We start from the raw sequence: 25,521 nt of genomic DNA on the forward strand, positions 1-25,521 counted from the left end.
GGCATCCGAACCGCCGGCGCATTCCCTTGGCAGGCTAGCCACCGCCAATCCGCAGAGGTTGCTTATGCGTGTTGCACCCCGAATCTCCCTGACTGAGCACGAACGCGCCGAGCTCGAGGCAATGACCCGAGCCCCCGACGCCCCCGCCCGCCTGGCACAGCGCGCACGCATTGTCCTGCTCGCCGCCAGTGGCGAACAGAACAAGGCGATCGCCCCGCAGCTTGGGATCAGCCGGGCCCAGGTGGCACGCTGGCGTGAGCGCTATGCGATGTCCGGCGTGAGCGGCATCCTGCGCGACCTGCCGCGTGGCGCGCCGCCGGTGCGGGTGGACGTGGAACGCCTGGCCATGCTGACCGGCTGCGAAATGACGGGCGTCTCGCGTGGCTGGAGCACCCGCAGCCTTGCCGCGGAACTCGGCGTGAGCGCGATGAGCGTTTCGCGGCACTGGCGCGCGGCCGGAGCAAGACCGGGCGCCAGTAGCCAGGCCGGCGGCATGCCGATGCAGGAGTCTGGTGGCGCAGCGGAGGCATCCTTTGCTCCGGAAGCCCCGTCGCCAGAAATCATCGCGCTCTACGCCGCGCCGCCTGCTTACGCGCTGGTGCTGTCGGTGGCCGACACGGCAGACCAGGCAGACCAGGCAGACCAGGCAGACAACGATGCCGCTGGACCGCTCCCACCGCATGGCAGCAACCACATGCGCACGCTGCCCGCCCATCGGCGCAGTCTCGCTGTTTCGCTGGTCACGGCACTGGCGATGCTGGAGGGCGGCCTGCCCGGTGCCCCGGCCAGCGACACCGGCCATGAAGCATTGGCATCGTTCCTGCAGAAGGCGCAAGCCGCGGCTGCGCCGGGGCGCAGGTTGCTGGCGCTGGCGGTCAGCCACGCTGGCGCCTGCGATGCGCCATTGCAGCACTGGCTACGGGCGCACCCGCGCATTACCGTGCAACTGGCGCATGGCCCGGCCAGCTGGCTGCGCATGGTGCATCGCTTCGTGCGCGACACGCAGGCCGAGCGGGCAGGGGCCTTTCCCGCCGGCATCCCCGAATTGCTGGCGGCCGTGGAGGCCGCCATGCGTGCCGGCACCGATGCACCCTTCCAGTGGGTCCGCACAACGACCGGCGCACGGCACGTGCCTCCGGCGGCAGAGCCGGCGCGCATCCAGCCCGCCACGGTGCCATCGCCCGCCGGCTGGCAGGCACCCACTGCCGAGGCGCGCGAGCGTACGCCGATCGCCGGCGACAGGGTCCTGCCGCCGCGGGGCACGCGCCAGCTCATGCCGCGCGACACGCTGCTGAAGCGCCTGATGGAAGCGCGCCGCCAGCGCTGCGTGGTGATCCAGGGGCAGGCCGGCAGCGGCAAGACCAGCACGCTGATGGCATGGCGCAAGGCAATCCTGCCGCTCGGGTACGACGTCTGCTGGCTGACGCTGACGGCCGAAGACGACGAGCCGGTCCGCTTCTTCGACTACCTGCTGGCCAGCATCGGTGAAGTCGATCCCGCCGCAGCCAGCGAAGCCGCGCGGGTGGTCGGCGCCGACAGCAGCGACACTGCCGTCGAACTGTGGGTGATCACCCTTGTCCGGGCGCTGGCCCGGCGCCAGCGCGAACTGGTGCTGATGATCGATGACCTGCACCATATCACCGACATGCGCATCCTGCAGGCGCTCCAATGGCTGCTCGACTATGCGCCGGCGCCACTGCACCTCGCCTTCAGTTCGCGCAGCGCGCTCGAACTGTCGATGGAGCGGTTGCGCCTGCAGGGCGCGCTGGCGGAATTCGACATGCGTGACCTGCGCTTCACGCCGGACGAGTCGGAACGCTTCCTGCGCGAGCAGCTCGGCAGCATCGGCAGCAATGACGCAGCCACGCTGCATGCGCTGACCGACGGCTGGGTGGCGGGGTTGCAGCTCTTTGCCATCGAACTGCGCACCAGGCAGGGAGGCAGGTCGCCGCTGGCCCGCGTCGGGGGTACCGGCGCCTTTTCCGGCTACTTCGAGCGTGAAGTGCTGGTGCACCTGGCACCAGCCAATCTTGACATGCTGGCCAGCGTGGCCATCTGCCAGCGTTTCTGCGCGCCGCTTTGCGCTGAGATCGTGGGCCGGCCGACGGCGATCGCGCCGATCCAGTCGCGGCTGGGCCAGATGGTGCTGGATCATCTCTTCGTCACGGCGGAATGCGGCGCGGACCACGTGACCTGGTATCGCGTTCATCCGTTGCTGCGTGAAGCGCTGCTCGAGCGTCTTCCGGCGCGCGGCGAGGCCGGGCAGCGCGCGCTGCACCAGACGGCGTGGCGCTGGTTCGAGCGCCACGGCCATATCGAAGAAGCCGTGTTCCACGCCGTCAAGGCCGGCCAGGTGGACGCCGCGGCGAGCATGGTAGAAGGCTGCGCCCAGGCGCTGCTGACACGCGGCCAATTGCGCCAGCTGGCCGCGTTGATGCGCCTGCTGCCGGTCGAGCTGGTGCAGCGGCGCTTCGGGCTCCATGTTGTCAATGCGTACATGCAGCTCTATTCGAGGGACTTCGACCAGCTCCAGCGCAGCCTGGACCAGATCGAGTCCCGGAGCGAGCAGCTCGACGCGAGCGAGCGCTACGCGTTGTGCCTGTTGCGGGCAGGCTTTGCCTTGCAGCTGGACAACACCGACGCCGCGGCGGCCATGCTGCCGCGACTGCTGGACGCGCCTGCCGATCTCGACGATTTTGCGTGGCATGCACGCGGCAATGTGCTGTCCTGGCTGCTCACCGCGCGCGGCGAGTACGACCTGGCCCGGCGTGTGCTGGAGGAGGCCGAGTTACGCACCGGTGCGCACCGCAGCGGGCAGCTCGGCCGTTGCATCCATGCCATCAGCCTGGCTCGGGAAGGCAGGATCAAGCAGGCCGGCAAGATCGTGCGCGAGGTGATGGAGGAAGCCGAACGCCGCGGCGCTGCCTACCAGGGACTGGCATGCATGGCTGCGGGGCTGCTGGCCGATACGCTCCACGAATCGAACGAGGCCGAGGCAGCGTGCCAGTTGCTGGAGCCGCGCATCGACATGCTTGAGCGCGTGTCATTGCCGGAGATCGTGCTGCGCGCGTGCCGGGTGCTGTCCAATTCCCACTGGCTGGCGGGCCGCCAGGCGCAGGCGCTCGCCTACCTGGACCGTCTCGAAAATTACGCGGTGCGCTACGGTCTCGACCGGCTCCTTGCCGAAGCGCTGGTGCTGCGCCTGCGCCGCCACCTGCAGCAGGATGAGATGGAGCGCGCCAGTGTCGTGCTGGAGTGCGTGCAGGGGGTGGCGGAGCGCTATGCCGGAGCGGGCCCGGAGCGTTCGGGGCAGATCGCGCTGGCCGCTGCGCGTGGCGGCGTCGAGATGGCACTGCATACCAAGGACTATGCCAACGCCATCGAACGCATCCAGTTGCTGCTGGCAGGCAGCGAGCAGGCACCGGGAGCTGCCGGCTTGCGCCTGCAACTGGCCATCGCGCGGCTGGGCCTGGGCGAGCAGCAGGCGGCGCGCCAGGACTTCCTGCGCGCGATCCGGCAAGGTCATCGGCTTGAGCTGACACGGACGCTGCTCGATGTCCTGGAAAGCGCGCCCGATCTGCTCATCCGGCTCGGCCGCGACGCCGCACCCGACCCAGTGCTGGCCTTCTACGTCGAGCGCCTGCACAAGATGTCGTCCGTGGCCACGGCTCGGCAGGGGCAGGCGCGTGGAAGCGAGGACGCCGGACCCATGGCCGCACTGAGCGAGCGCGAGCGCGAGATCCTGCATCTGCTGGCGCAAGCGATGTCGAACAAGAAGATTGCCAGGGTGCTCAACCTCTCGACCGAGACGGTCAAATGGCATCTCAAGAATGTCTATGCCAAGCTTGGCGTGGGGGGGCGCGGCGGTGCGGCGGCGCGCCTGCGCGACCTGAGCGGCGACTCGATCCAGCCCACTCTCCGCGCTGCCTGATCCGGCCGGAATTCAGCGTGCTCGATGGCTGCTTGCCGCAATGGCAAGGCAGCCATTGAGCGCTTGCGCCGGCGCCTTATCCCTCATCTCCGCGTTTCTTAAGCTACGTTTTCGCCCGCCCCCCGGGTCGGGGAGTGCCCGCCTGCGCGCCTCCCGCAATCATGGTTACCGAGGCAGCAACCCGATTCGCCCTGCCGACAGCCTTATCCAAACGATTCATTCCGGAGTACCAAACATGAGCTTGCTTGAAGGGAAAGTCATTATCGTCACGGGCGCCGGTGCCGGCGTCGGCAAAGGTATCGCGCTGGAAGCAGCGCGCCAGGGCGCGCGCGTGATCGTCAACGACCTGGGCGTCAACATCGACGGGTCCGGCGGCAGTGCGGGCCCGGCCCAGCAGGCCGTTGACGAGATCAAGGCGGCCGGCGGCGAGGCAGCGGCCAGCACCGACAGCGTGGCGGACTGGAACCCGGCGCAGAAGATCGTGCAGCAGGCGCTGGACCTGTATGGCCGCGTCGATGGCGTGGTCAACAATGCCGGCAACCTGCGCGACATCATCTTCCACAAGATGAGCGAAGACGACTTCGATGCCGTGATCCGCGTGCACCTGAAGGGCAGCTGGAACGTGTCGCGCGCCGTGGCGCCGCATTTCAAGGCGCAGGAAAGCGGCGCCTTCGTGCACATGACCTCGACCGCAGGCCTGATCGGCAATTTCGGCCAGGCTAACTACTCGGCGGCCAAGCTCGGCGTCGTCGGCCTGTCGAAGTCCATCGCGGTCGATATGCAGAAGTTCAATGTCCGTTCGAACTGCATCGCACCGTTTGCCTTCACGCGCATGGTGGGCAGCATTCCGACCAACACGCCGGAAGCGGCCGAACGCATGAAGATCAACATGCGCCTGGAAGCCGGCAAGATCGCGCCGTTCACGCTGGCGTTGCTGACGGATCGGGCGAAGCACGTCACCGGACAGGTCTTCGGCGTGCGCAACAACGAGATCTACCTGTTCTCGCAGCCGCGCCCGATCCGCACCGCCCACAACGGCGAAGGCTGGACCGTCGACAGCTGCGTCGAGCGCGCCATCCCGATGTTCCAGGATTCCTTCTACAAGCTGGACCTGTCGCGCGACGTGTTCGGCTGGGATCCGGTCTGACGGCCGGAGACGAACATGGATTTTGAACGTGACCTGGGCCTGGAGGCCTTTCGCGAGCAGGTGCGCGCCTTCCTGCGCGAGAACCTGCCCGCCGAGCTGGGCGGCCGCATCCGCATCGGCACGCGCTCGCCCGCGTCGGAACTCAAGCACTGGCAGCGCATCCTGAACGAGAAGGGCTGGGGCGCGCCGTACTGGGCAACCGAGCATGGCGGCACCGGCTGGAGCGTGCTGCAGCGCCTGGTGTTCGACGAGGAGTGCACGGCGGTTGGCGCGCCATCGCAAGATACCGGTGCGCAGAAGCTGCTCGGTCCCGTGCTGAATGCATTCGGCACGCCGGAGCAGAAAGCCGAGCACCTGCCGCATATCTTCAGCGGCGCACGGCACTGGTGCCAGGGCTTTTCGGAGCCGGGCTCCGGCTCGGACCTGGCCTCGCTGCGTACCAGCGCCGACCGCGATGGCGACCACTACGTGGTCAATGGCCAGAAGATCTGGACCAGCTACGCGCATCGCGCCGACTGGATCTTCCTGCTGGTGCGCACCGACACCGAGGTCAGGAAGCAGGCAGGCATCAGCTTCCTGCTGGTGGACATGAAGACGCCGGGCATCACGGTCCGGCCCATCGTCACCATCGATGGCTGCCACCACCTGAACGAGACCTTCTTCGACAACGTGCGCGTGCCGGTCAGGAACCTGGTAGGTGCCGAGGGCGAAGGCTGGAAGATCACCAAGTTCCTGCTCAACAACGAACACGCCACGGCCGCCGACCTGCCGATGCTGCGCCGCTACCTGGCGCAGATCCACGCGCTGGCGACACGCCGGTGCGAGGGCGGCAGCGTGCTGCTGGAGCGGCATGAGTTCGCGCTGCAGCTGGCGCGCTTCGAGGCGGAGCTTGCCGCCATCGCCACGCTGGTGCAGCGCGTGGCGGCGATGGAAGAGGATCACAGCCCCGCCGCGCATGCCATGGGCTCGATCCTGAAGATCCGCGGCACCGAGCTGCTGCAGAAGATGAGCAGCTTCCTGGTCGAGGCGCTGGGGGACTACGGCGCCGTCGCTTACCCGACGCCACAGGACGCCGCCGCCGATGCCGCCGCGCCGCTGCCCGCACAGGACGTCGCCCGCGGCATCACCAACGAGATGTTCTTTCGCCGCGCGTCAACGATCTATGGCGGTACCAGCGAGGTGCAGCGCACGATCATCGCCAAGTCAATGTTCCAACTCTGAAGGCACTGACCGATCATGAATTTCAACCTGACTGACGAACAGCGCCTGCTTCAGGACAGCGTGCGCCGCTTCGTCGACAAAGATTACGACTTCGAGGCGCGCACGGCCAGGATCAGGTCCGCCGAGCCCTGCAACGCCAGGCACTGGGCCATCTTTGCCGAGAACGGATGGCTGGCGGCCGCGCTGCCGGAGTCGGCCGGAGGCCTGGGCGGCTCGATCATCGAAACCGTGCTGATCGCCACCGAACTGGGCCGGGGCCTGGTGGTGGAACCGTATCTCGGCAGCGCGGTGCTGGCCGCACAGACCCTGGCGGCGGCTGCCGGTCCCGACCAGCTGGACGCACTGATCCCCGCGCTGGCGGACGGCTCGCGCCGCGTCGCGCTGGCCTACAGCGAGGCGCAGTCGCGCGGCCTGCCCGAACCCGTGGCGACGCGCGCCGAGCCGGCGCCCGGCGGCTACCGCCTGCACGGCACCAAGACGCTGGTGCTGGGCGGCTGCGATGCCGATGCCTTCATCGTGTCCGCCATGCTGCCAGGCGCGTCCGGCGAGGCTGCCCTGTGCAGCCTGTTCCTGGTCCCGGCCGACGCGGCGGGCTTGCAGCGCGTTGCGTTGCCGCTGCACGACGGCAGCTGGGCGGCGGAAGTCACCTTCGACCAGGCTTTTGTACCGGCTGATGCATTGCTTGGCGAAGCGGGCACGGGACAGGCTGCGCTGCGCCACGGGCTCACGCATGGCATCGCGGCGCTCTGTGCCGAGCTGGTCGGCGGCATGGAGAAGACCATCGAGATCACGGCCGGGTACCTGAAGGTGCGCAAGCAGTTCGGGGTGCCCATCGGCAGCTTCCAGGCGCTGCAGCACCGCATGGCGGACATGGCGGCCGAACTCGAAGTCGCGCGCTCAATGCTGTATGCGCTGCTGGCGTCGATCGAGAACGACGACGATGGCGACCTGGCCCGAACGGTGTCGCAGGCCAAGGCACTGATCGTCCGTGCCGCCCGCTACGTCAGCGGGCAAGGCATCCAGCTCCACGGCGGCATCGGCATGACCGAGGAGTACACCGTGGGCCACTACTTCAAGCGCGCCGTGGTGGCGGACGTGCTGTTTGGCAACGCAGACCTGCACGAGGCTTGCAACGCTCGCGCCCTGCAGGCAGCCCTGAACCAGGAGGCATTGCAAGCATGAAGATCTACGAGAACATCAGCGACCTGCAGCCGCTGGTCGGGGAAGTCATCGGCACCAGCGAATGGCTGATGCTGGAGCAGGACCGCATCAACCTGTTTGCCGATGCGACCGGCGATCACCAGTGGATCCACGTGGACCCGGTGCGTGCCAAGGACGGCCCGTTCGGCGCGCCGATCGCGCACGGCTTCCTGACGCTGAGCCTGTTGCCGGCGTTTTCCCATACCGCCTACAAGGTGAAGCACAGCAGCACCGGCGTGAACTACGGCCTGGACAAGGTGCGCTTTCCCGCGCCGGTTCCGGTCGGCAGCCTGCTGCGCGCGCATTTCAAGCTGGTGTCGTTCGATCCGCTGGAAAACGGCGGCGCGCAGCTGAAGCTCGAGATGATCGTGGAGCGGCAGGGCGGCAGCAAGCCGGTCTGCATCGCGGAATCGATCATCAGGCGGTTCCCGTAACCCGCCGGACCTCTCTACAAGACCAGCTGCCCCGTACCGGGGCAGTACAAGCAAGGAGGAGACACGCATGCAAGATCGCATTTCACGCCAGCGCCGCCGCATTCTCGCTGCCGCCGCCAGCGGCGCGCTGGCGGTCCTGGCCGCCCCGGCGGGGGCGCAGGCACAGAACTATCCGGAACGCGTGATCAGGATCGTATCCGTTGCCAGCCCCGGCACCGGCATCGACGACTACACCCGGCTCCTGGCGAAATTCCTGTCGCAGAAGCTGGGGCAGGGCGTCGTGGTGGAGAACCGGCCAGGCGCCAACATGATCATCGCCAGTGACTATGTGGCCAAGTCCGCGCCTGACGGCTACACGCTGCTGCTCACCGCATCCAGCGCGATGTCGGCGAACCCCTACCTGTTCAGGCAACTGCCGTACAACCCGGGCAAGGATTTCGTGCCGGTGGCGCGCATGTCGTCGCTGCCGGTGGCGCTGGTAGTCGCCGCGAGTTCTCCGTACAAGTCGGTTTCGGATCTCGTCGACGCCGCACGCGCCCGGCCCGGCAAGCTCAACGGCGCCAGCAGCAGCACCGGCTACCGGCTGATGGCAGCGGCGTTCACGGAGGCGGCGGGCATCAGGACGGTGGATGTACCCTACAAGGCGACCGCAACGCTGTTGCCGGACCTGATTGGCCGCAATGTGGACTTCACCATGGTCGAGTTCACCGCGGCACTGCCGCTGATCCAGTCGAACAAGCTGCGCGCGCTGGCGGTGCTCAGCCCGCGGCGCGTATCGTTGCTGCCAGAGGTGCCGACGCTGGCTGAAGCCGGCATGCAGAACAACACCGTGGTTGAGGCGGTGTCGCGCATCAACTGGAGCGGCCTGTTTGCGCCGGCAGGCACGCCGGCGCCGATCGTCGACAAGATCGCCAGGCTGACGCTGGAGTTTGTGAACTCGCCTGAAGCCATGGTCCACTACGCGAGCCGTGGCAGCTTGCCTAACCCGGGCAGCGGGGCGGAACTTGGCAAGGCCGTGATGGCGGACCAGCAGACATGGAAGCGGCTGATCGCGGCGTCCGGCCTGCAGCCCGAATAGCAGTCGTAGTCGACCCTGCCGGTTGCAAGAGTCCTTCGGGCGGTATGCCGAAGGACATTCTTGCTTTCCGCGGCTTCAGAACTGGAACAGCGATTTGGCGATGATCGATCGCTGCACCTCGCTGGTGCCGCCATAGATGGTGGTGGCGCGGCGGAAGAACATCTCCGACGCCATGCCTTGCGCGACCTCCGCCATCGGCAGCATCGGGGCCGTTGCCGTCGGTTCCGCATCCGGCGTGGCGAAATGGTTCAGGACCGGGCCGACCAGCTTCTGCGCGAACGCATCCTGGGAGGGAGCTCCGGCGCTCGCGCATTCTTCGTCGAACACCAGGCGCTGCTGCACGCTCCAGCCGGTGCCGCCATGCTCGGTTGCCCAGTAGGGCGCGCCCCGGCCCTGGGCATCGAGGATGCGCTGCCAGCGCACCACGTCGGCACGCGGCGAGCGCAGGCCGTCCTTGCGTCGCGGCAGGTCCGCCGGCTGGTGTTGCCGCAGGAAGTCCCGTACCTCCTGACGGAACGCAGCGAGATTGGGGTCGGGGGCAAAGTTCATGAAGGCGCTCCAGTTGGTTGGCGGCAGGCAGGCCAGCCTGCATTGCCGATGCCGTCCACATTAAGCCCGGGCCACGCCGGGAACGCCCCCCACCACTGGGGGTGCCGCTGGCGCATAGGCGCTGGCTTATGGACACGCTGGGAGCATCCCCCTTGAGATGAGGGGGGCGGCAAGACCATGCGCAGCGCCACACTGCCGCCAACGGCTTTCCGCCACTTCCTGGAGGACATACGACGATGCAGGCCCGGCAAATCCCGATGCGCCACAGCCACCTTTCCATTGCGGACGGCGTGGCCGAGTTCACGCACCAGCGTCCGGCGTCGCGCAACGCCCTGACGCTGCAGATGCGGCAGGACTACCACGACATGCTCGATTGCGTGGAAGCCGACCGCGGTATCCGCGCGCTGATCCTGACCGGCTCAGGCGGCAGCTTCTGCGCGGGTGGCGACCTGAAGTCGATCAGGGAGATCTTCGCAAGTCCCGATCCTTCCGCGCGCGCGCCGGAGGCCATGCGCCGCCGCCTGCAGGACATCCACAAGTGGCTGCGGCGGTTGCGCGACCTGGAAATCCCGGTCATCGCGGCGGTGGACGGGCCGGCGGCCGGCGCGGGGTTCTCGCTGGCGCTGGCGGCCGACTTCGTGCTGGCCTCGGAGCGTGCGTCGTTCTGCATGTCGTTCGCCAAGGTCGGCCTGCTGCCCGACATGGGCTCGCTGTATGCGCTGCCGCGTGCCGTGGGAATGATGCTGGCCAAGGAACTGATGTTCACCGGCCGGCGCCTCGAAGTCGTCGATGCCAGGCGCTGCGGCATCGTGCATGCGATCCATCCGGCGAAGGAACTGGCGAAGGAGGCGCGGCACTTCGCGCAACGCTTCGTGGCAGCGCCGCAAGAGGCGCTCGCGCTGATGAAGCGCGCGCTCAACCGCACCTTCGAAAGCTCATACGACACCCTGCTGGAGCTGGAGTGCCAGGCGCAGGCGCTGGCTTCGGCGGTGCCGTACTACGCGGAGGCGGTGGATGCCTTTCTCAACGGCAAGCCGGCACGGTTCGACTGGGACAGGGAGGCGCGGCCCTGACCAGGGTTGGCGGAGCCTCGACACGCAAATGTCTCCATGCCCTGTCACAGGCTCGATGTGACGGGCGTTTCATCTCCGGCACTGGTGCCGGAGTTTTTTTTGCGCGCGGGATTTTTTTAGACGCCTGGTGCTGCTTGTCCCCCCTCGACATGAGTGGGGGTGTGGGCAGGGCCAACGCCTCCCGACAGGGGGGTATCGGGAGGTCCGCGCAATGTTCTCCTAGTCACCGCGCACACGGAGGAAACGGCGTGCGCCGCGCTTCTGGAGGAGGCGTGCCCGCACCGGACGGGAAGCTTGCGTCTGGCGCAGACGATTGACAAGGAGAAGACAAGAAATGAGGAAGACGATTTTCGCCCTGGCGGCGATGGGCGCCCTTGGGGGGTTTGGCGCGACGGCCCGGGCAAATTCCAGCGTGACGTTGTATGGGGTGGTCGACGGGTCCATCGAATACGTGAATCGCGTCGCGACGGCGCAGCCTGCCGTCGTCAATGGCCAGCCGGTCTTTGCCACCACCGGCGGCAAGCGCGTGGGGATGCCGACGCTGGGCGGCCTGTCGCCTTCGCGCTGGGGCCTGCGCGGCGTGGAGGACCTGGGCAGCGGCAACAGTGCCATCTTTGTGCTGGAAAGCGGCTTTGCCTGGGACACCGGCGCGATCCAGTCGAGCCGGCTGTTTGGCCGCCAGGCCTTTGTCGGCCTGCAGAACCAGTCCTACGGCAAGCTGATGCTGGGCCGGCAGTACACCTCCTTCTTCGAGGGCATGGCCAACTTCGCGCCGCTGCGCTTTGCCACGACCTATGAACCTGTCGCCTGGCAGCTCGGCACGAACTACCGCGAAGACAACACGGTCAAGTATGTGGGGCAGTTTGGCCCGGTGCAGGCCGTCGCGCACTACTCGTTCGGCGTTGGGGTGCCGGCGATCGGCGCCACCGCGCTGGCCAACGGCGGCGCCGGCGAAACGCCGGGGGCGTTCCGCGACAACAATGGCTACGGCGCTTCGCTGACGTGGCTGAGCAACGGCTTCGGCGCCACCCTCGCTTATGACGAATGGCATCCGACCGTGACCTCGGGCCAGCAGGGAACCAGCCGCAAGGCCGGCACCGCGTTCAGCTATGCCACCGGCCCGTTCAAGGCGATGGTGGGCTACCGCTGGGCCAAGGTTGACTTCGCCAACGGCAATACGCTGGCGCGCGACGACTACTACTGGGCGGGGGTCAATTACCAGGCTACCAGGGCACTGGGACTGTCGCTGGCTTACTACTACGCGGATTTCAAGCGCCTGAGCCTGGGCCAGACGGCACCTGCCAGCAATCCTGCCAACCCGTGGCAGGTGTCGTTCCTGGTGGACTACAACCTGTCCAAGCGCACCGACGTCTACCTGTCGGCGGCTTACTCGCGCAATGCAGGCCTGAACTTCGACTCGTCACAGACGCTGTTCCTGTACGGCTATCCGTCGATGGCAGGACAGAAGGCCATGGTCGGCGTGACCACGGGCATTCGCCACGTCTTCTGACGCCATCCGGCGGTCGCGGGAGTACGTGCGGGGACCCGTGGTGCACGCGTCCCCGCACGGCATTGCCCTCGCCGGTACCGATACAAGCCATGTATTGAGCGACATACACAAAGTATTTTTCCAACCCTGCGTGCTTCCGTAGGATTTCCATCAACGCGATTCAAGGAGGCATGATGACTTTCAACGCATTCACTTTCCCCGTCTCCGCACGGGCGGGGAGCGCAACATGAGCGGCCCGTTGCAGGGCGTGCGCATCGTCGACATGACGACGGTGCTGATGGGCCCCTACGCCACGCAGATCCTGGGCGACCTCGGGGCGGACGTGATCAAGGTCGAGCCACCGGACGGAGATACCGTGCGCGAGGTCGGCCCGCGCCGTAACGCCGGCATGTCCGGCATCTTCCTGCACGCGAACCGCAGCAAGCGCAGCATCGTGCTGGACCTGAAGGCCGCGGCCGGGCGCGAGGCACTGCTGCGCATCGCCGCCGATGCCGACGTGCTGATCTACAACGTGCGGCCGCAGGCGATGGCGCGGCTGAACCTGAGCTACGAGGAAGTGGCGAAGGTCAATCCGCGCATCCTGTACGTGGGGTTGTATGGATACGGGCAGGGTGGCCCCTACGCGGCCAAGTCCGCATACGACGACCTGATCCAGGGCGCGGTCGCGATCCCGGCGCTCGCCAAGCAGGCCGGCAGCGACGTGCCGCGCTACGCGCCGAGCGCCATTGCCGACCGCATCGTCGGCCTGGCGGCGGTCAACGCGGTCACCGCGGGGCTGTTCCACCGCGAGCGTACCGGAGAAGGGCAGTCGATCGACGTGCCGATGTTCGAAACCATGGCCCAGTTCATCCTCGGCGACCACATGGGCGGGCTGACCTTCGAGCCGCCCATCGGCCCCAGCGGCTATTCGCGCATTCTCAACGAACACCGCCGTCCCTATCGCACCCAGGACGGCTACCTGTGCGTGCTGCTCTACAACGACAAGCAGTGGCGCAAGTTCCTGGAGCTGATCGGCCAGCCCGGCCTGATGGACAGCGACCCGCGCTTCAGCTCGATCGTCGAGCGCAACAAGCATATCCACGAGCTGTACCGCATGGTCGCGGAGATCATGCCCACGCGCACCACGGCGGAATGGATCGCCGTGCTTGAAGCCGCCGACATGCCGGTGATGCAGCTGCACACGGTGGATTCGCTGATGGCGGACCCGCACCTCGACGCGGTGGGCTTCTTCGACGTTGTCGAACACCCCAGCGAAGGCGCGATCCGCTCGATGGCGATCCCGTCGCAATGGTCGAAGTCGCAGCCGACGGTCACGCGGCAGGCGCCGCGCCTGGGCGAACACAGTGCCCAGGTGCTGGCCGAGGCCGGCTACAGCGAGCAAGGCATCCGCGAGCTGGCCAGGCAGGGCGCCACGCGCCTCGGCGGGAACGCCGGCGACCGAACCTGAACCCAAACCGGGAGTTAACTTGAACTCGACCCTCGATTCCCTTCCGCTCGTCAGCATCCCGCCCGAGGACGAGGCGCTGCGGACCCCGATCCGCCAATTCCTGCAAGCCGCGCTGCGCGACGTGCCGGCGCCGGTGCGCGCGCGCACCTGGATGGGCTTTGATGCCGGCTTCAGCCGTGCGCTCGGCGAGCAGGGCTGGATCGGCCTGGCCCTGCCGCCCGAGTATGGTGGCGCGGGCCGCAGCGCCTTTGCCCGCTTCGTGCTGGTGGAAGAGCTGATTGCCGCCGGCGCGCCGGTATCCGCGCATTGGTTCGCCGATCGGCAGACTGCCCCGCTGATCCTGCGCTATGGCAGCGAAGCGCAGAAGCAGTTCTTCCTGCCGAAGCTGATCCGCGGCGAGATCTTCATCTGCATCGGCATGAGCGAGCCGGATACGGGTTCGGACCTGTCTTCCGTACGCACCCGGGCGGTACGCACCGAGACCGGCTGGCGGCTGAACGGCCGCAAGATCTGGACTACCAACGCACACCGGGCGCAGTACATGTGCGCGCTGGTGCGCACCTCCGGCCAGCATGGCGACCGCCACAAGGGCCTGTCGCAGGTGCTGATCGACCTGAGCCTGCCCGGCATCACCGCGCGGCCGATCCGCGACCTCGCGGGTGATGGCCACTTCTGCGAGGTGGTGTTCGAAGACGTGGACCTGCCGGCCGATGCGCTGGTGGGCGAGGAGGGCTCCGGCTGGAAGCAGGTGACCGCCGAACTGGCGTTCGAGCGCAGCGGGCCGGAACGCATCCTGACCAGCCTGATGCTGGCCGAGACATGGCTGGCCGAGGTGAAGGCCTCCGGCCTGCCGGTGCCGGATTCGGTCAAGGCGATTGCCGGGCGCATCGCCGGGCGCATGGCCGTGTTGCGGGCAATGTCGCTTGCCGTGGCCGACCGCCTTGACAAGGGCGAGAACCCGGAAATCGACGCGTCGTATGTCAAGGACCTCGGCACGGAGTTCGAGCAGACCGCACCGGGCTGGATCAGCGAGGCGATGGAGCAGATGCCTGACTTTGCCCCGTCCGACGACCTGCTGCGCGCCCACGCCTATATCACGCAGCTGGCGCCGAGCTTTTCGCTGCGCGGCGGCACGCGCCAGATCCTGCGCGGCATCATCGCCCGATCGCTCGGGCTTCGCTGATACGAGAGACACCATGACTGATTCCCTGTTGGAAGCCTTCGAGCGCGCGCTGGCCGGCCTGTGCCAGGATGAACAAGTACGGCGCAGCGAGTCCGGCGAAGGTGCCGACGCGCAATGGTCCGCCATCGATGCGCTGGGTTTCACCGACGCGCTGGTCCCGGTGGAGCGGGGCGGGGCGGGACTGCCGCTGGCGGAAGCCTTCCCGCTGTTCCTGGCCGCCGGGCGCGCCGGGCTGAGCCATCCGTTTGCCGAGACCGCCATCGCCCGCGCCATCCTCGCCGACGCCGGCCACGAGCACGATGGCGAATGTATCGCCATCGCCCCGGCGCTGACCCAGGCAGGCGATGCCATCGTCTGCCGTGAAGTGCCGGGCGGCGCGCTGGCGCACCAGGTGCTGGTGGGCTGGCGTGGCGAGTGGCTGCTGATGCCGCGCGCGCTGGCCCAGGCCACGTCCGGGGCCTATCGTCCGCAGGCTTCGGCCACGCTGCGCTGGGATTCAGCGGCCCAGGCCATCCGCCGGCTGCCGGCCGGCGAGGGCGACGTGCTGGCCATCTGCAACGCCATGCACGCCGCGGGCATGGCCGGCGCCATGGTGCGCATCCAGGCCATGAGCGTCGGCTACGTGAACGACCGCCAGCAGTTCGGTCGCGCCATCTCGCAGTTCCAGGCGATGCAGCAGGAGGTGAGCGTGCTGGCCGAGCAGGCCAATGCGTCGGCCTTCGGCGCGCGCCTGGGCTGCGCCGCGGACAGCTACCTGCCGCGTCCCCTGCTGGCAGCGGCGGCCAAGCTGCGCTGCAGCGAGGCGGCCAGCCGCGTCGCCGCGATTGCGCACGCGGTGCACGGCGCCATCGGCATCACCGAGGAACTGGCGCTCGGCCTGTTCACGCGCCGCCTGCATGAATGGCGCGCATGCGCCGGCACGGAGACCGCCTGCGCCACCGCGCTTGGCGATGCGCTGTTTAGCCAGGCGAGCGGCACCGGCCAGGAGATCCTGGACTTCGTGCGGCTGCAGCTGGCACCGGCCGCGGCCTGACCCCCTGACTGGCTGGAACCTGACATGCAGAACACTGATTCGATCGTGATCGTCGGCGCCAGGCGCACGCCGATCGGCGCCTTCAATGGCGCGCTGGCGCAGCACACGGCGCCGCAACTGGGCGCGGTGGCCATCCGCGCCGCCGTAGCCGGGGCGGGCGTTGACCCGGCCTCGGTCGACGAAGCCCTGATGGGCTGCTGCCTGTTCGCCGGCCTGGGCCAGGCACCGGCGCGGCAGGCTGTGCTGGGCGCTGGCCTGCCGGTTTCCACACCGGCCACCACGCTAAGCAAGATGTGCGGCTCCGGCATGAAGGCCGTGATGCTGGCGCACGACCTGCTGCGCGCCGGCACCTGCTCGGTGGCGGTGGCGGGCGGCATGGAATCCATGACCAACGCGCCCTTCATTGTGCCGCGCGGCCGCCATGGCTACCGCCTCGGCCACGGCCAGTTCCTCGACCATATGTACTGCGATGGCCTGGAAGACGCGTATGAGGGCCACCTGATGGGCTACTACGCCGACCTCTCCGCGCAGGAGCGCGGCATCGGCCGGGAGGCGCAGGACGCCTATGCCCGTGAGAGCCTGCAGCGTTCGCAGCGTGCGGTGCAGGAGGGAACGTTCGATGACGAGATCGCGCCCGTCACGCTCAAGCGCAAGGGTGCCGAGACGCTGTTCACCCGCGACGAAACGCCGGGCCAGTGCGATGCCGACAAGCTGCCAAAGCTCAGGGCCGTGTTCCGGCAAGACGGCACCGTCACCGCCGGCAATGCGTCGTCGATCTCCGACGGCGCCGCCGCGCTGGTGCTGATGCGTGAAAGCGATGCGCAGCGCCAGGGTGTGGCGCCGCTCGCCCGCATCGTCGGCCATGCCACGCATGCCCAGGCCCCGCAGCAGTTCGTGGATGCTCCGGCTGCCGCGATCCGCCGTGTGCTCGACAAAGCCTGCTGGACGGCGCAGGACGTGGATCTCTACGAGGTCAATGAAGCCTTTGCCGTGGTCACCCTGGTGACGCTGCAGGAACTGGGCATTTCCCGTGACCGGCTCAACGTCAACGGCGGCGCCTGCGCGCTGGGCCATCCGGTCGGCGCCACCGGCGCGCGGATGCTGGTGACGCTGATCCACGCGCTCAGGCAGCGCGGCCTGCGCCGCGGCATGGCCAGCCTGTGCCTGGGCGGCGGCGAGGCCACGGCCGTGGCGATCGAGCTGTGCTGAACGGAGCCTGACGATGAGCCATCTGCATGAACTTCGTGGCGCCGTCGGCTGGCTGACGCTGGATCGGCCCGCTGCCATGAACAGCCTGAGCCGCGAGCTGATGCTGGGACTCGACACGCAACTGCGGCGCTGGGCCGACGATCCCGCCGTGCGCGTGGTCGTGCTGGCCGCCAATGGCCGCGCCTTCTGTGCCGGCGCCGACCTGAAGGAAGTCTCTGCGCCCGTTGCCGCCGGCGAGCCGGATTTCATCGACGTGGCCACGGCGTTCTTCGCCACGCTGCGCGCCTTCCCCAAGCCGGTGCTCGCCGCCGTCAACGGACTGGCCGTGGCTGGCGGACTGGAGCTGGTGCTGGCCTGCGACCTGGTGGTGGCTGCCGAATCGGCGCGCCTCGGTGACGCGCATGCCAATTTCGGCGTGTTTCCCGGCGCCGGCGGCGCGGCCGTGCTGCCGCGCAAGGTGCCGGTCAACGTGGCCCGCTACCTGCTCTTCACCGGCCGCACCTTCACGGCGGCGCAGATGGAGCGCCATGGCCTCGTCAATGAAGTGGTGCCCGACGGTGAACTGGCCGGCCACGCCCAGGCACTTGCCGAAGAGCTGGCCGCCCGCAGCCCGCTGGTGCTGTCGCGCATGAAGCGGGTGGCGGCGCAGGCCACGGACAAGACCGTGAGCGACGCATTGCGCGATGAGTTGCTGGCGTTCCGCGACCACCAGCGCTCATACGACATGCAAGAGGGGCTGCGTGCCTTCGCGGAGAAGCGCGCGCCTGTATTCAAGGGGTGCTGAGCCCCAACCAACGGAAGGACAACCATGGACCTGCTCTATTCCGGGCAACACAAGGCGTTCCGGCAGGAAATCCGCGACTTTATCGCCACCAACCTGCCCGACGATATGCGCCAGCGGCTGCGCGCCGGCGGCTTTGCCTCCAAGGCCGACACTGAACTCTGGCAGCGCCGGCTGAACGCGCGCGGCTGGGGCGCGCCGGCCTGGCCCAAGGCCTTCGGCGGTGCCGGCTGGGATGCCGCCGAGCAGCAGATCTTCGCCGACGAGTGCGCCTGCGCGCCCGCGCCGCCGCCGCATATCTTCAATATCACCATGCTGGGCCCGGTGCTGGTCCACTTCGGCAGCGACGCGCAGCGCGAATACTTCCTGCCGAAGCTGCTGAACGCCGACATCCAGGTCTGCCAGGGCTTCTCGGAACCGGGCTCCGGATCGGACCTGGCCTCGCTTAAGACCCGAGCCGAGCGCACGGCGGACGGCTACCTGGTCAACGGCCAGAAGATCTGGACCAGCCAGGCGCATTACTCGGACTGGATTTTCTGCCTTGTGCGTACCGACCCGGGCGCGGCCAAGCCGCAAGCAGGCATCTCCTTCATCCTGGTCGACCTGAAGTCGCCGGGGATTACGGTGCGGCCCATCATCAGCATTGACGGACGGCACAGCCTGAACGAAGTCTTCTTCGACAACGTGCTGGTGCCGGCGGCTAACCTGGTGGGCGAGGAGAACAAGGGCTGGGACTACGCCAAGTTCCTGCTCGGCCACGAGCGCGCCTACATTGCCGGCATCGGCCGCAGCAAGGAGCGCGTGGCCTATGCCAGGGACCTGCTTGCGCGGCACCAGGCCGAAGGCCGGCCGGCCGAGATGCTGGCCCCCTGGCGCGGCCGCATTGCCATGATCGAGACCGACCTGCATGCGCTGGAGGTCACGCAATTCCGCATGCATGGCGGCGATGCCGACATGAATCTTTCGCCGATGCTCAAGGCGCGCGGCAGCGAGATCTTCCAGGCCATCACGGACGTGATCTGCGGCATGAGCGGCACCGATGCACTGCGCGCGGATACCGGCACGCTCACCAGGTCTTACCTGTACTCCCGAGCCGTCTCGATCTTCGGCGGCAGCACCGAGGTGCAAAAGAACATTCTTTCGGTCACTGTCCTGGACCTGCGATGAACCTGCAACTGAACGACGTCCAGCAGCAACTGCTGGACAGCCTGTCGCGGCTGCTGGGCCGCGAGTACAACTTTGAGAAGCGCCAGCAGTACGTGGTGCACGACGACGGACACAGCTCGCAGGTATGGGGCGCGCTGGCCGGGCTTGGCGTGCCAGGGGCGGCAATCGCCGAGGAATTCGGCGGCTTCGGCGGCGATGCCGTCGACCAGATGCTGATTTCCCGCGAGCTGGGCCGTGTCCTGTCGCTGGAGCCCTACCACGGCACGGCGGTGATGGCCGGCGCCGCGCTGGCGGCTGCGGGCTCGTCCGCGCAAAAGGCCCGGCTGCTGCCGCGCATCGCCCAGGGCGACGTGACGCTCGCATGGGCGCATGGCGAAGCCATGCCGGGACGCGTGTCCGTGCAGGCCGCGTCCGGGGTCGGCGGCTGGGCGCTGTTCGGCAGCAAGCCCTGCGTCGTGCACGGCGCGGGCAGCAACTACCTGGTCGTCAGCGCGCAGGTGCCGGCAGGCGGGGCAGCGCTGTTCCTGGTGGACGGAAACAGCGTCGGCGTGCAGCGCGAAGGCTACCGGCTGATCGACGGCACGCCGGCCGCCGATGTGAGGCTCGACGGCGTCCAGGCCGAACTGCTGGATGGCGAGGCGGACGGGGCCGCGCTGCGGCGCGTGCTCGACGCCGGCATCAACGCCGCCTGCGCCGAAATGGTCGGGGCCATGCAGGGCGCCTGTGACCTGACGGTGGATTACCTCAAGACGCGCAAGCAGTTCGGCAAGCTGATCGGATCCAACCAGGCCTTGCAGCACCGCGCGGTGGACATGCTGGTGGCGCTGGAGCAGAGCCGCAGCCTGTCGCTCTCGCTGGCCGTGGCGTTAGCGGGCCGCAATGACCTGGCCGCCGGCGCGGACCAGGTGCATGCCGCCAAGGCCTACATCGGCCGTGCCGCACGGCAGGTCACGCAAGAGGCGATCCAGATGCACGGCGGCATCGGCATGACCGAAGAATATGCCGTCGGGCACTACCTGCGCCGCGTGCTCGTGCTGGACCAGCTGCACGGCGACACGCAATACCACATGGGCTGCCTGGAAGGCCGCCAGTACCACTGAACCGTTGAAAACACCGAGGAGAACACTATGTCGGATCTTATGTCCCTGAAAGGCAAAGTCATCATCGTCACCGGCGCCGCGCAGGGCGTCGGCAAGGCCACGGCGGAACTCGCGCTGCAACTGGGCGCCAGGGTCGGGCTGGTCGACATGCAGGGCGAAGCGCTGCAGGAAATCACCGCGCGCTATCCGGGACAGACGGTTGCCTATACCGGCAGCGTGTCCGACGCTGACTTCGTCGCGTCGTCGATGGAGCACGCGTTGTCGCACTTCGGCAAGGTGGACGGTCTGGTCAACTGCGCCGGCATCGTGCGCGCGTCGATGATCGAGAACATGACGCTGCCAACGTGGAACGAGGTCATCGACTGCCACCTGACGGGCTCCTTCCTGTGGCTGCAGGCAGTCGGCGCGCACCTGGTGGAGCGCGCGAAGAAGGGCGAACAGGTCAGCGGTTCCATCGTCAATATCTCGTCCGAGGCAGGCCGCCGCGGCTCGATCGGGCAGATCAACTATTCCAGCGCCAAGGCCGGCATGCTTGGGATGACGATGAGCGCCGCGCGCGAGTGGGGCAAGTACGGCGTGCGTACCAACTCGATCTGCCTGGGCGTGGTGGAAACGCCGATGACGGAGACCATCCGCGGCGACCGCTTCCGCGACGGCATCCTGTCGATGATCCCGATGGGACGCTGGGCGCAGCCTCAGGAGGTGGCGCAGCCGATCTGCTTCCTGCTGTCGGACGCGGCGTCGTACATCCTGGGGCAGCATATCGGGGTGAATGGGGGGTATCACCTGGCGAGCTGAGGTAAGGGCAGCGGACTGCTGACAAAACCAATACTGCCAGGGTTGTCTCTCGCGATCCTTCGCCTGGAGTATTCCCTGCCAGTGGCGCAGCGCATCCATACGCTGGACGAGGCCAACCAGTGGCAGGGGGCGTCGCTGTACCTGCACGAGGCGGGCAGCTTCGTGCCGCTGGCGCGCCACGAGACAGCTATTGCCTTGGATGTGAGAAGGATGAGGCGTTATGTCTTTTGGAAAGTTACGGGCGCTGGTGCGTGTACTACAGCGGGCATGGACAACATACAGAGGAGCAGTCTTTCGACTCGGAGGCAGCCGCTTGCGCTGCTTTCTTGACGCCGCTTCGGAAGATGCTCCGGCTTTGAAACGGCCCTGCTCAGAAACGAACTAGCCTCAGCAAAAGCGAAAACCCATGTCCTCGATTGCTTATGTAGGCGATGCCACAACTCCCGGTGGCGTCATTCTTACTGGTTCGGAAACGATGGTGGTCATGGGACGCCAGGCCGCGCGCAAGGGTGACCTGGTGTCGTGCCCGCTGCCGGGCCACGCACTGACCAGATTCACGGGATTCCCTGTAAACCGCGCCGGACAAGGCCCGCTGGCAGGGTCGCCAGATCAGTCTGCTTCCGGCTCCGTTGTCCCCGGCGCCGCCGGCATGATCTCCCGCGCAATGGCAACGAAATTGCGCGTGGTCGCGTTGACCGTTTCCGGAAGCGTCACTAGCGCGATGCCCAACTCCATCCTGGGCGGCATCCCGGTCAGGCGCACCAGCTTCACGCCATCGCCGGCCTGCCGGGAGGCCGTGGCCGGCACCAGCGCCACGCCCAGCCCGCTTTCCACCAATGCCAGGATGGATGGCACCTGCACCGCTTCCTGGGCGATGGGAGGCTGGATGCCGGCCTCATGGAAGGCCATCATCGTCATCGCATGCATGGCGGGCACGAAGGTCCGCGAATACAAGATGAACGGTGTGGTGCCCAGCTCCGAGATATCCACCACATCACGCGCAGCCAGCGGCGAATCGACGCTGACGGCCAGCACCATCGGATCGGGCTGCAGCAGCAGGACGCTGGCGCCGGACCGTTCCAGGATCGGATAGCGCACCAGGGCTACATCCAGCGAGTGTTCGTCCAATCGCCGCAGCAGCTCTACCGTGGTCGATTCCTCGATCACCAGGTCGACACGCGGATACTGCAGGCGGAACGTGCGGATCAGCCGCGGCATCAGCGAATACACCGCCGAGCCGACGAATCCCACGCGCAGCTTGCCTTGCTCGCCACGCTCGCCTTCACTGGCGGCACGGCGGATTTCGTCGGCGAAGAACAGGGTGTTGCGCATCTGGCGCAGCACGGTTTCGCCCACGGGCGTCAGGCGCAGGCCGGATGGCAGCCGCTCGAACAAGGTCACGCCCAGTTCTTCTTCCAGCTTGCGGATGGCGGTGGACAGGGGCGGCTGCGCCATGTGCAGCCGCTCGGCGGCGCGGTGGAAGTTGAGCGTTTCGCTCAGCACCAGCGCCTGCTTGATCTGACGGAGGTCCATGCGGATAAGGCGGGTCGGGCGCGGCACCAGTGCCGCGCGACCGACTATGCGGCAAGCGGGGGCAATGCGCAATCGGGCATTGCCCCGTGCGCGATTCAGCGGCCGGTGGCGCCCAGCGTGCGTACCTGTTCGATAGTCTCGGGCGGAAGCCAGCCGGCCAGCACCTCGCCATAGCGGCTTGCGTCGGGCGCGCTCGGCGGCACGGGCGGGGCGCTCCGGGTACGGCTGAAACGCGGCGCGGGGCCGGGCTGGGGAATGCCGTCCACCTCGACGAAGGTCTCGCGCGCCTTCAGGTGGGCGTGTTGCGGCGCCTCCTCGAAGTCCAGCACGGGGGCGAAGCAGGCGTCGGTGCCTTCGAGCAACCGGCACCATTCGTCCCGGGTACGGCTGCGGAAGACCTCCGCCAGCCGGTCGCGCGCGGGTTCCCAGGTGTCCGCGTCCAGCTGCTCGCCCAGGCCGGCGGGATCGATGCCGATCCGCGCCAGCAGGTCGCGGTAGAAGCGCGCCTCGATCGGTCCCACCGAGATCCAGCGGCCGTCCTGGCACTGGTAGACGTTGTAGTAGTGGGCGCCGGAGTCGAGCACATTGGTGCCGCGTTCCTGCCGCCACTGGCCGGCCGCCGTCATGCCGTAAAAGACAGTGCCGAGTGCCGCGGCGCCGTCGACAATGGCGGCATCCACCACCTGTCCCTGTCCGGACTTTCCGGCTTCGATCAGCGCCGCCAGCACGCCCGTGACCAGGAACATGGCGCCACCGGCAAAGTCGCCCAGGTAGGCCGGCGGAATGGCGGGTGCCTGGCCGCGTGCGCCGATGGCGTTCAGCGCGCCGGTCAGCGAGATGTAGTTGATATCGTGGCCGGCGGTGTGGGCCAGCGGGCCGGTCTGGCCCCATCCGGTGACCCGGCCGTAGACCAGGCGCGGGTTGCGCGCCATGCAGTCCTGCGGCCCCAGGCCCATGCGCTCGGTGACACCCGGCCGGAAGCCTTCGATCAGCGCGTCGGCCTGTTCCACGAGGTCCAGCACGATGGCCACGGCCCGGGGATCTTTCAGGTCTAGCGCGATCGACTTGCGGTTGCGCAGCATCAGGTCGAAACGACGTTCGCGCCTGACGCCCAGGTCGGCTTCGCCGGGGCGCTCGATACGCAGTACCTCGGCGCCCATGTCGGCGAGCACCATGCCCGCCATGGGGCCGGGGCCGATGCCGGCCAGTTCAATGATCTTCATGCCTGCGAGGGGGCCCATCGTTCTCCTCTTGCGGTCGGTTGGATCTGGTTTGCGGGGCGTTATTCCACGGGAATGCCGGCAGTCTTGACGATGTCGCGCGTGCGCTGGATCTCTGCCAGCTGGAACTGCCTGAGCTGCTGCGGACCGCCGGAGAACACGCTGCCGCCCAGGTTCTCGATGAATTTCACGCTGTCGCGCTGCTGCATGGTCTCGCGCACCGCGTCCGACAGGGACTTGACGATTTTCTCCGGAACCCTGGCCGGTGCGAACACGCCGGTCCAGGCAAACACCTCGAAGCCGGGCGCGCCGCTTTCGGCAACGGTGGGTACCTGCGGCAGTTCCTTCAGTCGCTGTGTGTCGGTGACGGCCAGTGCTCGCAGGCGGCCCGCGCGGATCAGGGGCAGCACTGAACTGATCTCGCCGATCGAGTAGTCGACGTTGCCTGCGGCCACGTCCGTCATCGCCGGCGCCGTGCCCTTATAGGCGATCGGGTTGCCCTTGATGCGGAAGCGTTCATGGAAGAGTTCCACAGCCACCTGGTAGCCTGCGCTGCCGCTGGCATAGTTGAGCTTGCCGGGCGCCTTGCGGGCGGCCTCCACGAGGTTGTCGAGGGTCTTGTAGGGCGAACTGGCCGGCACTACCACCACCATGGCAAAGCGTGCGATCCGTTCCACCGGCACGAAATCCTTGACCGGGTCATAGGGCATGTTGCGGAACACCGCCACGTTGGTCACCATCGACGAATTGCTGCCGACGAAGAGGGTGTAGCCGTCCGGGGCTGCCTCGGCCACCGCGCGCGCGCCGATGAAGCTGTTGGCGCCGGGGCGGTTTTCCACCACGAAAGGCTGCTTGAATTTTTCGCCCAGGTGCTGGGCGATGAAGCGTGCCGTGGTGTCGGCGCCGCTGCCCGGCGGCAGCGAGACGATGACCTTGACCGGCCGGTTCGGGAAGTCGGACTGCGCCGTGGCCGGCATCGCGCTCAGCGCCAGCGATGCCGCGACCAGGCCATGCATGAAATGGTGGAATGCCATGTTGTCTCCTTGCTGTATTTTTTTGTCCGCCCGCGCACTTCGGCGCGGGCGGCGTACCGCCATCACGCCCTCAGACGCGGCGCTCGAGGAAGGCGTCCAGCGCGGCGTCGTGTTCGGGCGTGTTGTGTGCCAGCGCCTGGAAGCCCGCTGACATCTCCATGATGGTGTCCAGCCGCGCATGGACCGACTCGCGCAGCAGGCGCTTGGTCATGCGCAGCGCATGGCCGGAGTTGCGCGCGATACGCCGGGCCAGTTCCATGGCGGTGGGCAGCAGCGCATCGGCGGCGACCACCTGCGACACCAGGCCCCATGCCAGCGCCTGGCGCGCATCGATGGTGTCGCCGGTATAGGCCAGTTCGCAGGCGCGCGACATGCCCACCGCCTGGGGCAGCAGCCATGCGCCGCCGTCGCCCGGGATCAGCCCGAGCTTGACGAAGGTGGCGGCGAACTTTGCATGTTCGGAGGCGATGCGGATGTCGCAGGTGCAGGCAAGGTCATTGCCGGCGCCCAGCGCGGGGCCGTTGACCGCGGCGATGACCGGCACTTCAAGGTTGCACATGGCCAGCGGCACGCGCTGGATGCCGTCGCGATAGCCATAGCGGCTCAGCACGGGGTGGGCCAGGCCGCTGCCGAGCTTGTCGCGCAGCGTCTTCAGGTTGCCGCCGGAAGAGAAGGCCGACCCGGCGCCGGTCAGGATGACGGCGCGCACCGTCAGGTCCCGGTTGATGGTCTCGCACATCTGCACCAGGGCTTCGATGGCGTCGTCGTCCGAGATCGCATTGCGTGTCTCGGGGCGGTTCATGGTGACGATGGCGACAGCGCCATCGCGCCGGATATCCAGGAAGCTGCTCATGTCCAGGTCGATTTAAAGGG

At 67.7% G+C, this 25,521-nt stretch carries 21 protein-coding genes; 16 read left to right on the plus strand and 5 right to left on the minus strand.

From position 1 onward, the window contains the following. Positions 1 to 121: 121 nt before the first annotated feature. The 6 genes from LPA45_RS18905 to LPA45_RS18930 all read left to right on the plus strand — a co-directional run bounded on the left by LPA45_RS18905 (position 122) and on the right by LPA45_RS18930 (position 9,011). Positions 122 to 3,931: a LuxR C-terminal-related transcriptional regulator gene (locus LPA45_RS18905; protein ID WP_317925228.1), complete on the plus strand. Its 3,810-nt coding sequence runs from the start codon at positions 122 to 124 to the stop codon at positions 3,929 to 3,931. Positions 3,932 to 4,166: 235 nt separating this feature from the next. Beyond that, a complete protein-coding gene (locus LPA45_RS18910) occupies positions 4,167 to 5,078 on the plus strand; it encodes an SDR family NAD(P)-dependent oxidoreductase (protein ID WP_116322862.1) in 912 nt (303 codons plus the stop codon). Between the two features lie 15 nt (positions 5,079 to 5,093). Further along, positions 5,094 to 6,299, plus strand: coding sequence for an acyl-CoA dehydrogenase (locus LPA45_RS18915; RefSeq protein WP_116322861.1), 1,206 nt, complete (start codon positions 5,094 to 5,096; stop codon positions 6,297 to 6,299). 15 nt (positions 6,300 to 6,314) lie between these two features. Continuing rightward, a complete protein-coding gene (locus LPA45_RS18920; RefSeq protein ID WP_317925230.1) occupies positions 6,315 to 7,481 on the plus strand; it encodes an acyl-CoA dehydrogenase family protein in 1,167 nt (388 codons plus the stop codon). Continuing rightward, a complete protein-coding gene (locus tag LPA45_RS18925) occupies positions 7,478 to 7,933 on the plus strand; it encodes a MaoC family dehydratase (protein WP_116322859.1) in 456 nt (151 codons plus the stop codon). Before LPA45_RS18920 ends, LPA45_RS18925 begins: the two co-directional genes overlap by 4 nt. 67 nt (positions 7,934 to 8,000) lie before the next feature. Beyond that, positions 8,001 to 9,011: a tripartite tricarboxylate transporter substrate binding protein gene (locus tag LPA45_RS18930; RefSeq protein WP_317925232.1), complete on the plus strand. Its 1,011-nt coding sequence runs from the start codon at positions 8,001 to 8,003 to the stop codon at positions 9,009 to 9,011. 75 nt (positions 9,012 to 9,086) lie between these two features. On the opposite strand, the gene LPA45_RS18935 is transcribed toward LPA45_RS18930, so the two are convergent. Next, positions 9,087 to 9,560 carry an acyl-CoA dehydrogenase family protein gene (locus tag LPA45_RS18935; protein WP_116322857.1) on the minus strand — a complete coding sequence of 158 codons (474 nt, stop codon included), beginning with the start codon at positions 9,558 to 9,560 and terminating at the stop codon, positions 9,087 to 9,089. A gap of 236 nt (positions 9,561 to 9,796) precedes the next feature. On the opposite strand from LPA45_RS18935, the gene LPA45_RS18940 reads away from it, so the two are divergent. From LPA45_RS18940 to LPA45_RS18985, 10 genes are all read left to right on the plus strand, one after another. Then, a complete protein-coding gene (locus tag LPA45_RS18940) occupies positions 9,797 to 10,633 on the plus strand; it encodes an enoyl-CoA hydratase/isomerase family protein (protein ID WP_317925234.1) in 837 nt (278 codons plus the stop codon). A 334-nt stretch (positions 10,634 to 10,967) separates the two neighbouring features. Beyond that, a complete protein-coding gene (locus tag LPA45_RS18945; RefSeq protein ID WP_116322960.1) occupies positions 10,968 to 12,143 on the plus strand; it encodes a porin in 1,176 nt (391 codons plus the stop codon). 226 nt (positions 12,144 to 12,369) lie between these two features. Beyond that, entirely contained in the window at positions 12,370 to 13,590 is a 1,221-nt protein-coding gene (locus LPA45_RS18950) for a CaiB/BaiF CoA-transferase family protein (RefSeq protein ID WP_116322959.1), read from the plus strand. 19 nt (positions 13,591 to 13,609) lie between these two features. Next, entirely contained in the window at positions 13,610 to 14,773 is a 1,164-nt protein-coding gene (locus tag LPA45_RS18955) for an acyl-CoA dehydrogenase family protein (RefSeq protein ID WP_116322958.1), read from the plus strand. Positions 14,774 to 14,786: 13 nt separating this feature from the next. Further along, positions 14,787 to 15,806, plus strand: coding sequence for an acyl-CoA dehydrogenase family protein (locus LPA45_RS18960; RefSeq protein ID WP_116322957.1), 1,020 nt, complete (start codon positions 14,787 to 14,789; stop codon positions 15,804 to 15,806). Positions 15,807 to 15,830: 24 nt separating this feature from the next. Then, positions 15,831 to 17,015, plus strand: a complete 1,185-nt coding sequence (locus tag LPA45_RS18965) for an acetyl-CoA C-acyltransferase (RefSeq protein ID WP_116322956.1) — start codon at positions 15,831 to 15,833, stop codon at positions 17,013 to 17,015. Positions 17,016 to 17,028: 13 nt separating this feature from the next. Continuing rightward, positions 17,029 to 17,799, plus strand: a complete 771-nt coding sequence (locus LPA45_RS18970; protein WP_116322955.1) for an enoyl-CoA hydratase/isomerase family protein — start codon at positions 17,029 to 17,031, stop codon at positions 17,797 to 17,799. Positions 17,800 to 17,823: 24 nt separating this feature from the next. After that, a complete protein-coding gene (locus LPA45_RS18975; protein ID WP_116322954.1) occupies positions 17,824 to 18,963 on the plus strand; it encodes an acyl-CoA dehydrogenase family protein in 1,140 nt (379 codons plus the stop codon). Beyond that, entirely contained in the window at positions 18,960 to 20,063 is a 1,104-nt protein-coding gene (locus tag LPA45_RS18980; RefSeq protein WP_116322953.1) for an acyl-CoA dehydrogenase family protein, read from the plus strand. The genes LPA45_RS18975 and LPA45_RS18980 overlap by 4 nt, the downstream gene beginning before the upstream one ends. A gap of 27 nt (positions 20,064 to 20,090) precedes the next feature. After that, on the plus strand, positions 20,091 to 20,861 hold the full coding sequence (locus tag LPA45_RS18985; RefSeq protein ID WP_116322952.1) for an SDR family NAD(P)-dependent oxidoreductase: 771 nt from the start codon (positions 20,091 to 20,093) through the stop codon (positions 20,859 to 20,861). Between the two features lie 609 nt (positions 20,862 to 21,470). Here LPA45_RS18985 and LPA45_RS18990 read toward each other — a convergent pair. From LPA45_RS18990 to LPA45_RS19005, 4 genes are all read right to left on the minus strand, one after another. Beyond that, positions 21,471 to 22,394 carry a LysR family transcriptional regulator gene (locus tag LPA45_RS18990; protein WP_116322950.1) on the minus strand — a complete coding sequence of 308 codons (924 nt, stop codon included), beginning with the start codon at positions 22,392 to 22,394 and terminating at the stop codon, positions 21,471 to 21,473. A 95-nt stretch (positions 22,395 to 22,489) separates the two neighbouring features. Next, complete coding sequence (locus tag LPA45_RS18995) at positions 22,490 to 23,635, minus strand: CaiB/BaiF CoA-transferase family protein (protein ID WP_116322949.1); 1,146 nt, start codon at positions 23,633 to 23,635, stop codon at positions 22,490 to 22,492. 41 nt (positions 23,636 to 23,676) lie between these two features. Beyond that, a complete protein-coding gene (locus LPA45_RS19000) occupies positions 23,677 to 24,648 on the minus strand; it encodes a Bug family tripartite tricarboxylate transporter substrate binding protein (RefSeq protein WP_376790668.1) in 972 nt (323 codons plus the stop codon). A 70-nt stretch (positions 24,649 to 24,718) separates the two neighbouring features. Beyond that, positions 24,719 to 25,501, minus strand: a complete 783-nt coding sequence (locus LPA45_RS19005) for a crotonase/enoyl-CoA hydratase family protein (protein WP_116322948.1) — start codon at positions 25,499 to 25,501, stop codon at positions 24,719 to 24,721. Between the last annotated feature and the right edge of the window lie 20 nt (positions 25,502 to 25,521).

The organism is Cupriavidus sp. Agwp_2 (assembly GCF_040784895.1).
Taxonomy (GTDB): domain Bacteria; phylum Pseudomonadota; class Gammaproteobacteria; order Burkholderiales; family Burkholderiaceae; genus Cupriavidus.

Excerpts from the sequence above, each read along its gene's own strand:
- LPA45_RS18905 (WP_317925228.1), top strand. The coding sequence starts at position 122 with ATGACCCGAGCCCCCGACGCCCCCGCCCGCCTGGCACAGCGCGCACGC.
- LPA45_RS19005 (WP_116322948.1), bottom strand. The coding sequence starts at position 25,501 with ATGAGCAGCTTCCTGGATATCCGGCGCGATGGCGCTGTCGCCATCGTC.
- LPA45_RS18945 (WP_116322960.1), top strand. The coding sequence starts at position 10,968 with ATGAGGAAGACGATTTTCGCCCTGGCGGCGATGGGCGCCCTTGGGGGG.
- LPA45_RS18930 (WP_317925232.1), top strand. The coding sequence starts at position 8,001 with ATGCAAGATCGCATTTCACGCCAGCGCCGCCGCATTCTCGCTGCCGCC.
- LPA45_RS18950 (WP_116322959.1), top strand. The coding sequence starts at position 12,370 with ATGAGCGGCCCGTTGCAGGGCGTGCGCATCGTCGACATGACGACGGTG.
- LPA45_RS18985 (WP_116322952.1), top strand. The coding sequence starts at position 20,091 with ATGTCGGATCTTATGTCCCTGAAAGGCAAAGTCATCATCGTCACCGGC.
- LPA45_RS18910 (WP_116322862.1), top strand. The coding sequence starts at position 4,167 with ATGAGCTTGCTTGAAGGGAAAGTCATTATCGTCACGGGCGCCGGTGCC.
- LPA45_RS18940 (WP_317925234.1), top strand. The coding sequence starts at position 9,797 with ATGCAGGCCCGGCAAATCCCGATGCGCCACAGCCACCTTTCCATTGCG.
- LPA45_RS18965 (WP_116322956.1), top strand. The coding sequence starts at position 15,831 with ATGCAGAACACTGATTCGATCGTGATCGTCGGCGCCAGGCGCACGCCG.
- LPA45_RS18960 (WP_116322957.1), top strand. The coding sequence starts at position 14,787 with ATGACTGATTCCCTGTTGGAAGCCTTCGAGCGCGCGCTGGCCGGCCTG.
- LPA45_RS19000 (WP_376790668.1), bottom strand. The coding sequence starts at position 24,648 with ATGGCATTCCACCATTTCATGCATGGCCTGGTCGCGGCATCGCTGGCG.
- LPA45_RS18920 (WP_317925230.1), top strand. The coding sequence starts at position 6,315 with ATGAATTTCAACCTGACTGACGAACAGCGCCTGCTTCAGGACAGCGTG.
- LPA45_RS18995 (WP_116322949.1), bottom strand. The coding sequence starts at position 23,635 with ATGGGCCCCCTCGCAGGCATGAAGATCATTGAACTGGCCGGCATCGGC.
- LPA45_RS18975 (WP_116322954.1), top strand. The coding sequence starts at position 17,824 with ATGGACCTGCTCTATTCCGGGCAACACAAGGCGTTCCGGCAGGAAATC.
- LPA45_RS18915 (WP_116322861.1), top strand. The coding sequence starts at position 5,094 with ATGGATTTTGAACGTGACCTGGGCCTGGAGGCCTTTCGCGAGCAGGTG.
- LPA45_RS18980 (WP_116322953.1), top strand. The coding sequence starts at position 18,960 with ATGAACCTGCAACTGAACGACGTCCAGCAGCAACTGCTGGACAGCCTG.
- LPA45_RS18970 (WP_116322955.1), top strand. The coding sequence starts at position 17,029 with ATGAGCCATCTGCATGAACTTCGTGGCGCCGTCGGCTGGCTGACGCTG.
- LPA45_RS18935 (WP_116322857.1), bottom strand. The coding sequence starts at position 9,560 with ATGAACTTTGCCCCCGACCCCAATCTCGCTGCGTTCCGTCAGGAGGTA.
- LPA45_RS18925 (WP_116322859.1), top strand. The coding sequence starts at position 7,478 with ATGAAGATCTACGAGAACATCAGCGACCTGCAGCCGCTGGTCGGGGAA.
- LPA45_RS18990 (WP_116322950.1), bottom strand. The coding sequence starts at position 22,394 with ATGGACCTCCGTCAGATCAAGCAGGCGCTGGTGCTGAGCGAAACGCTC.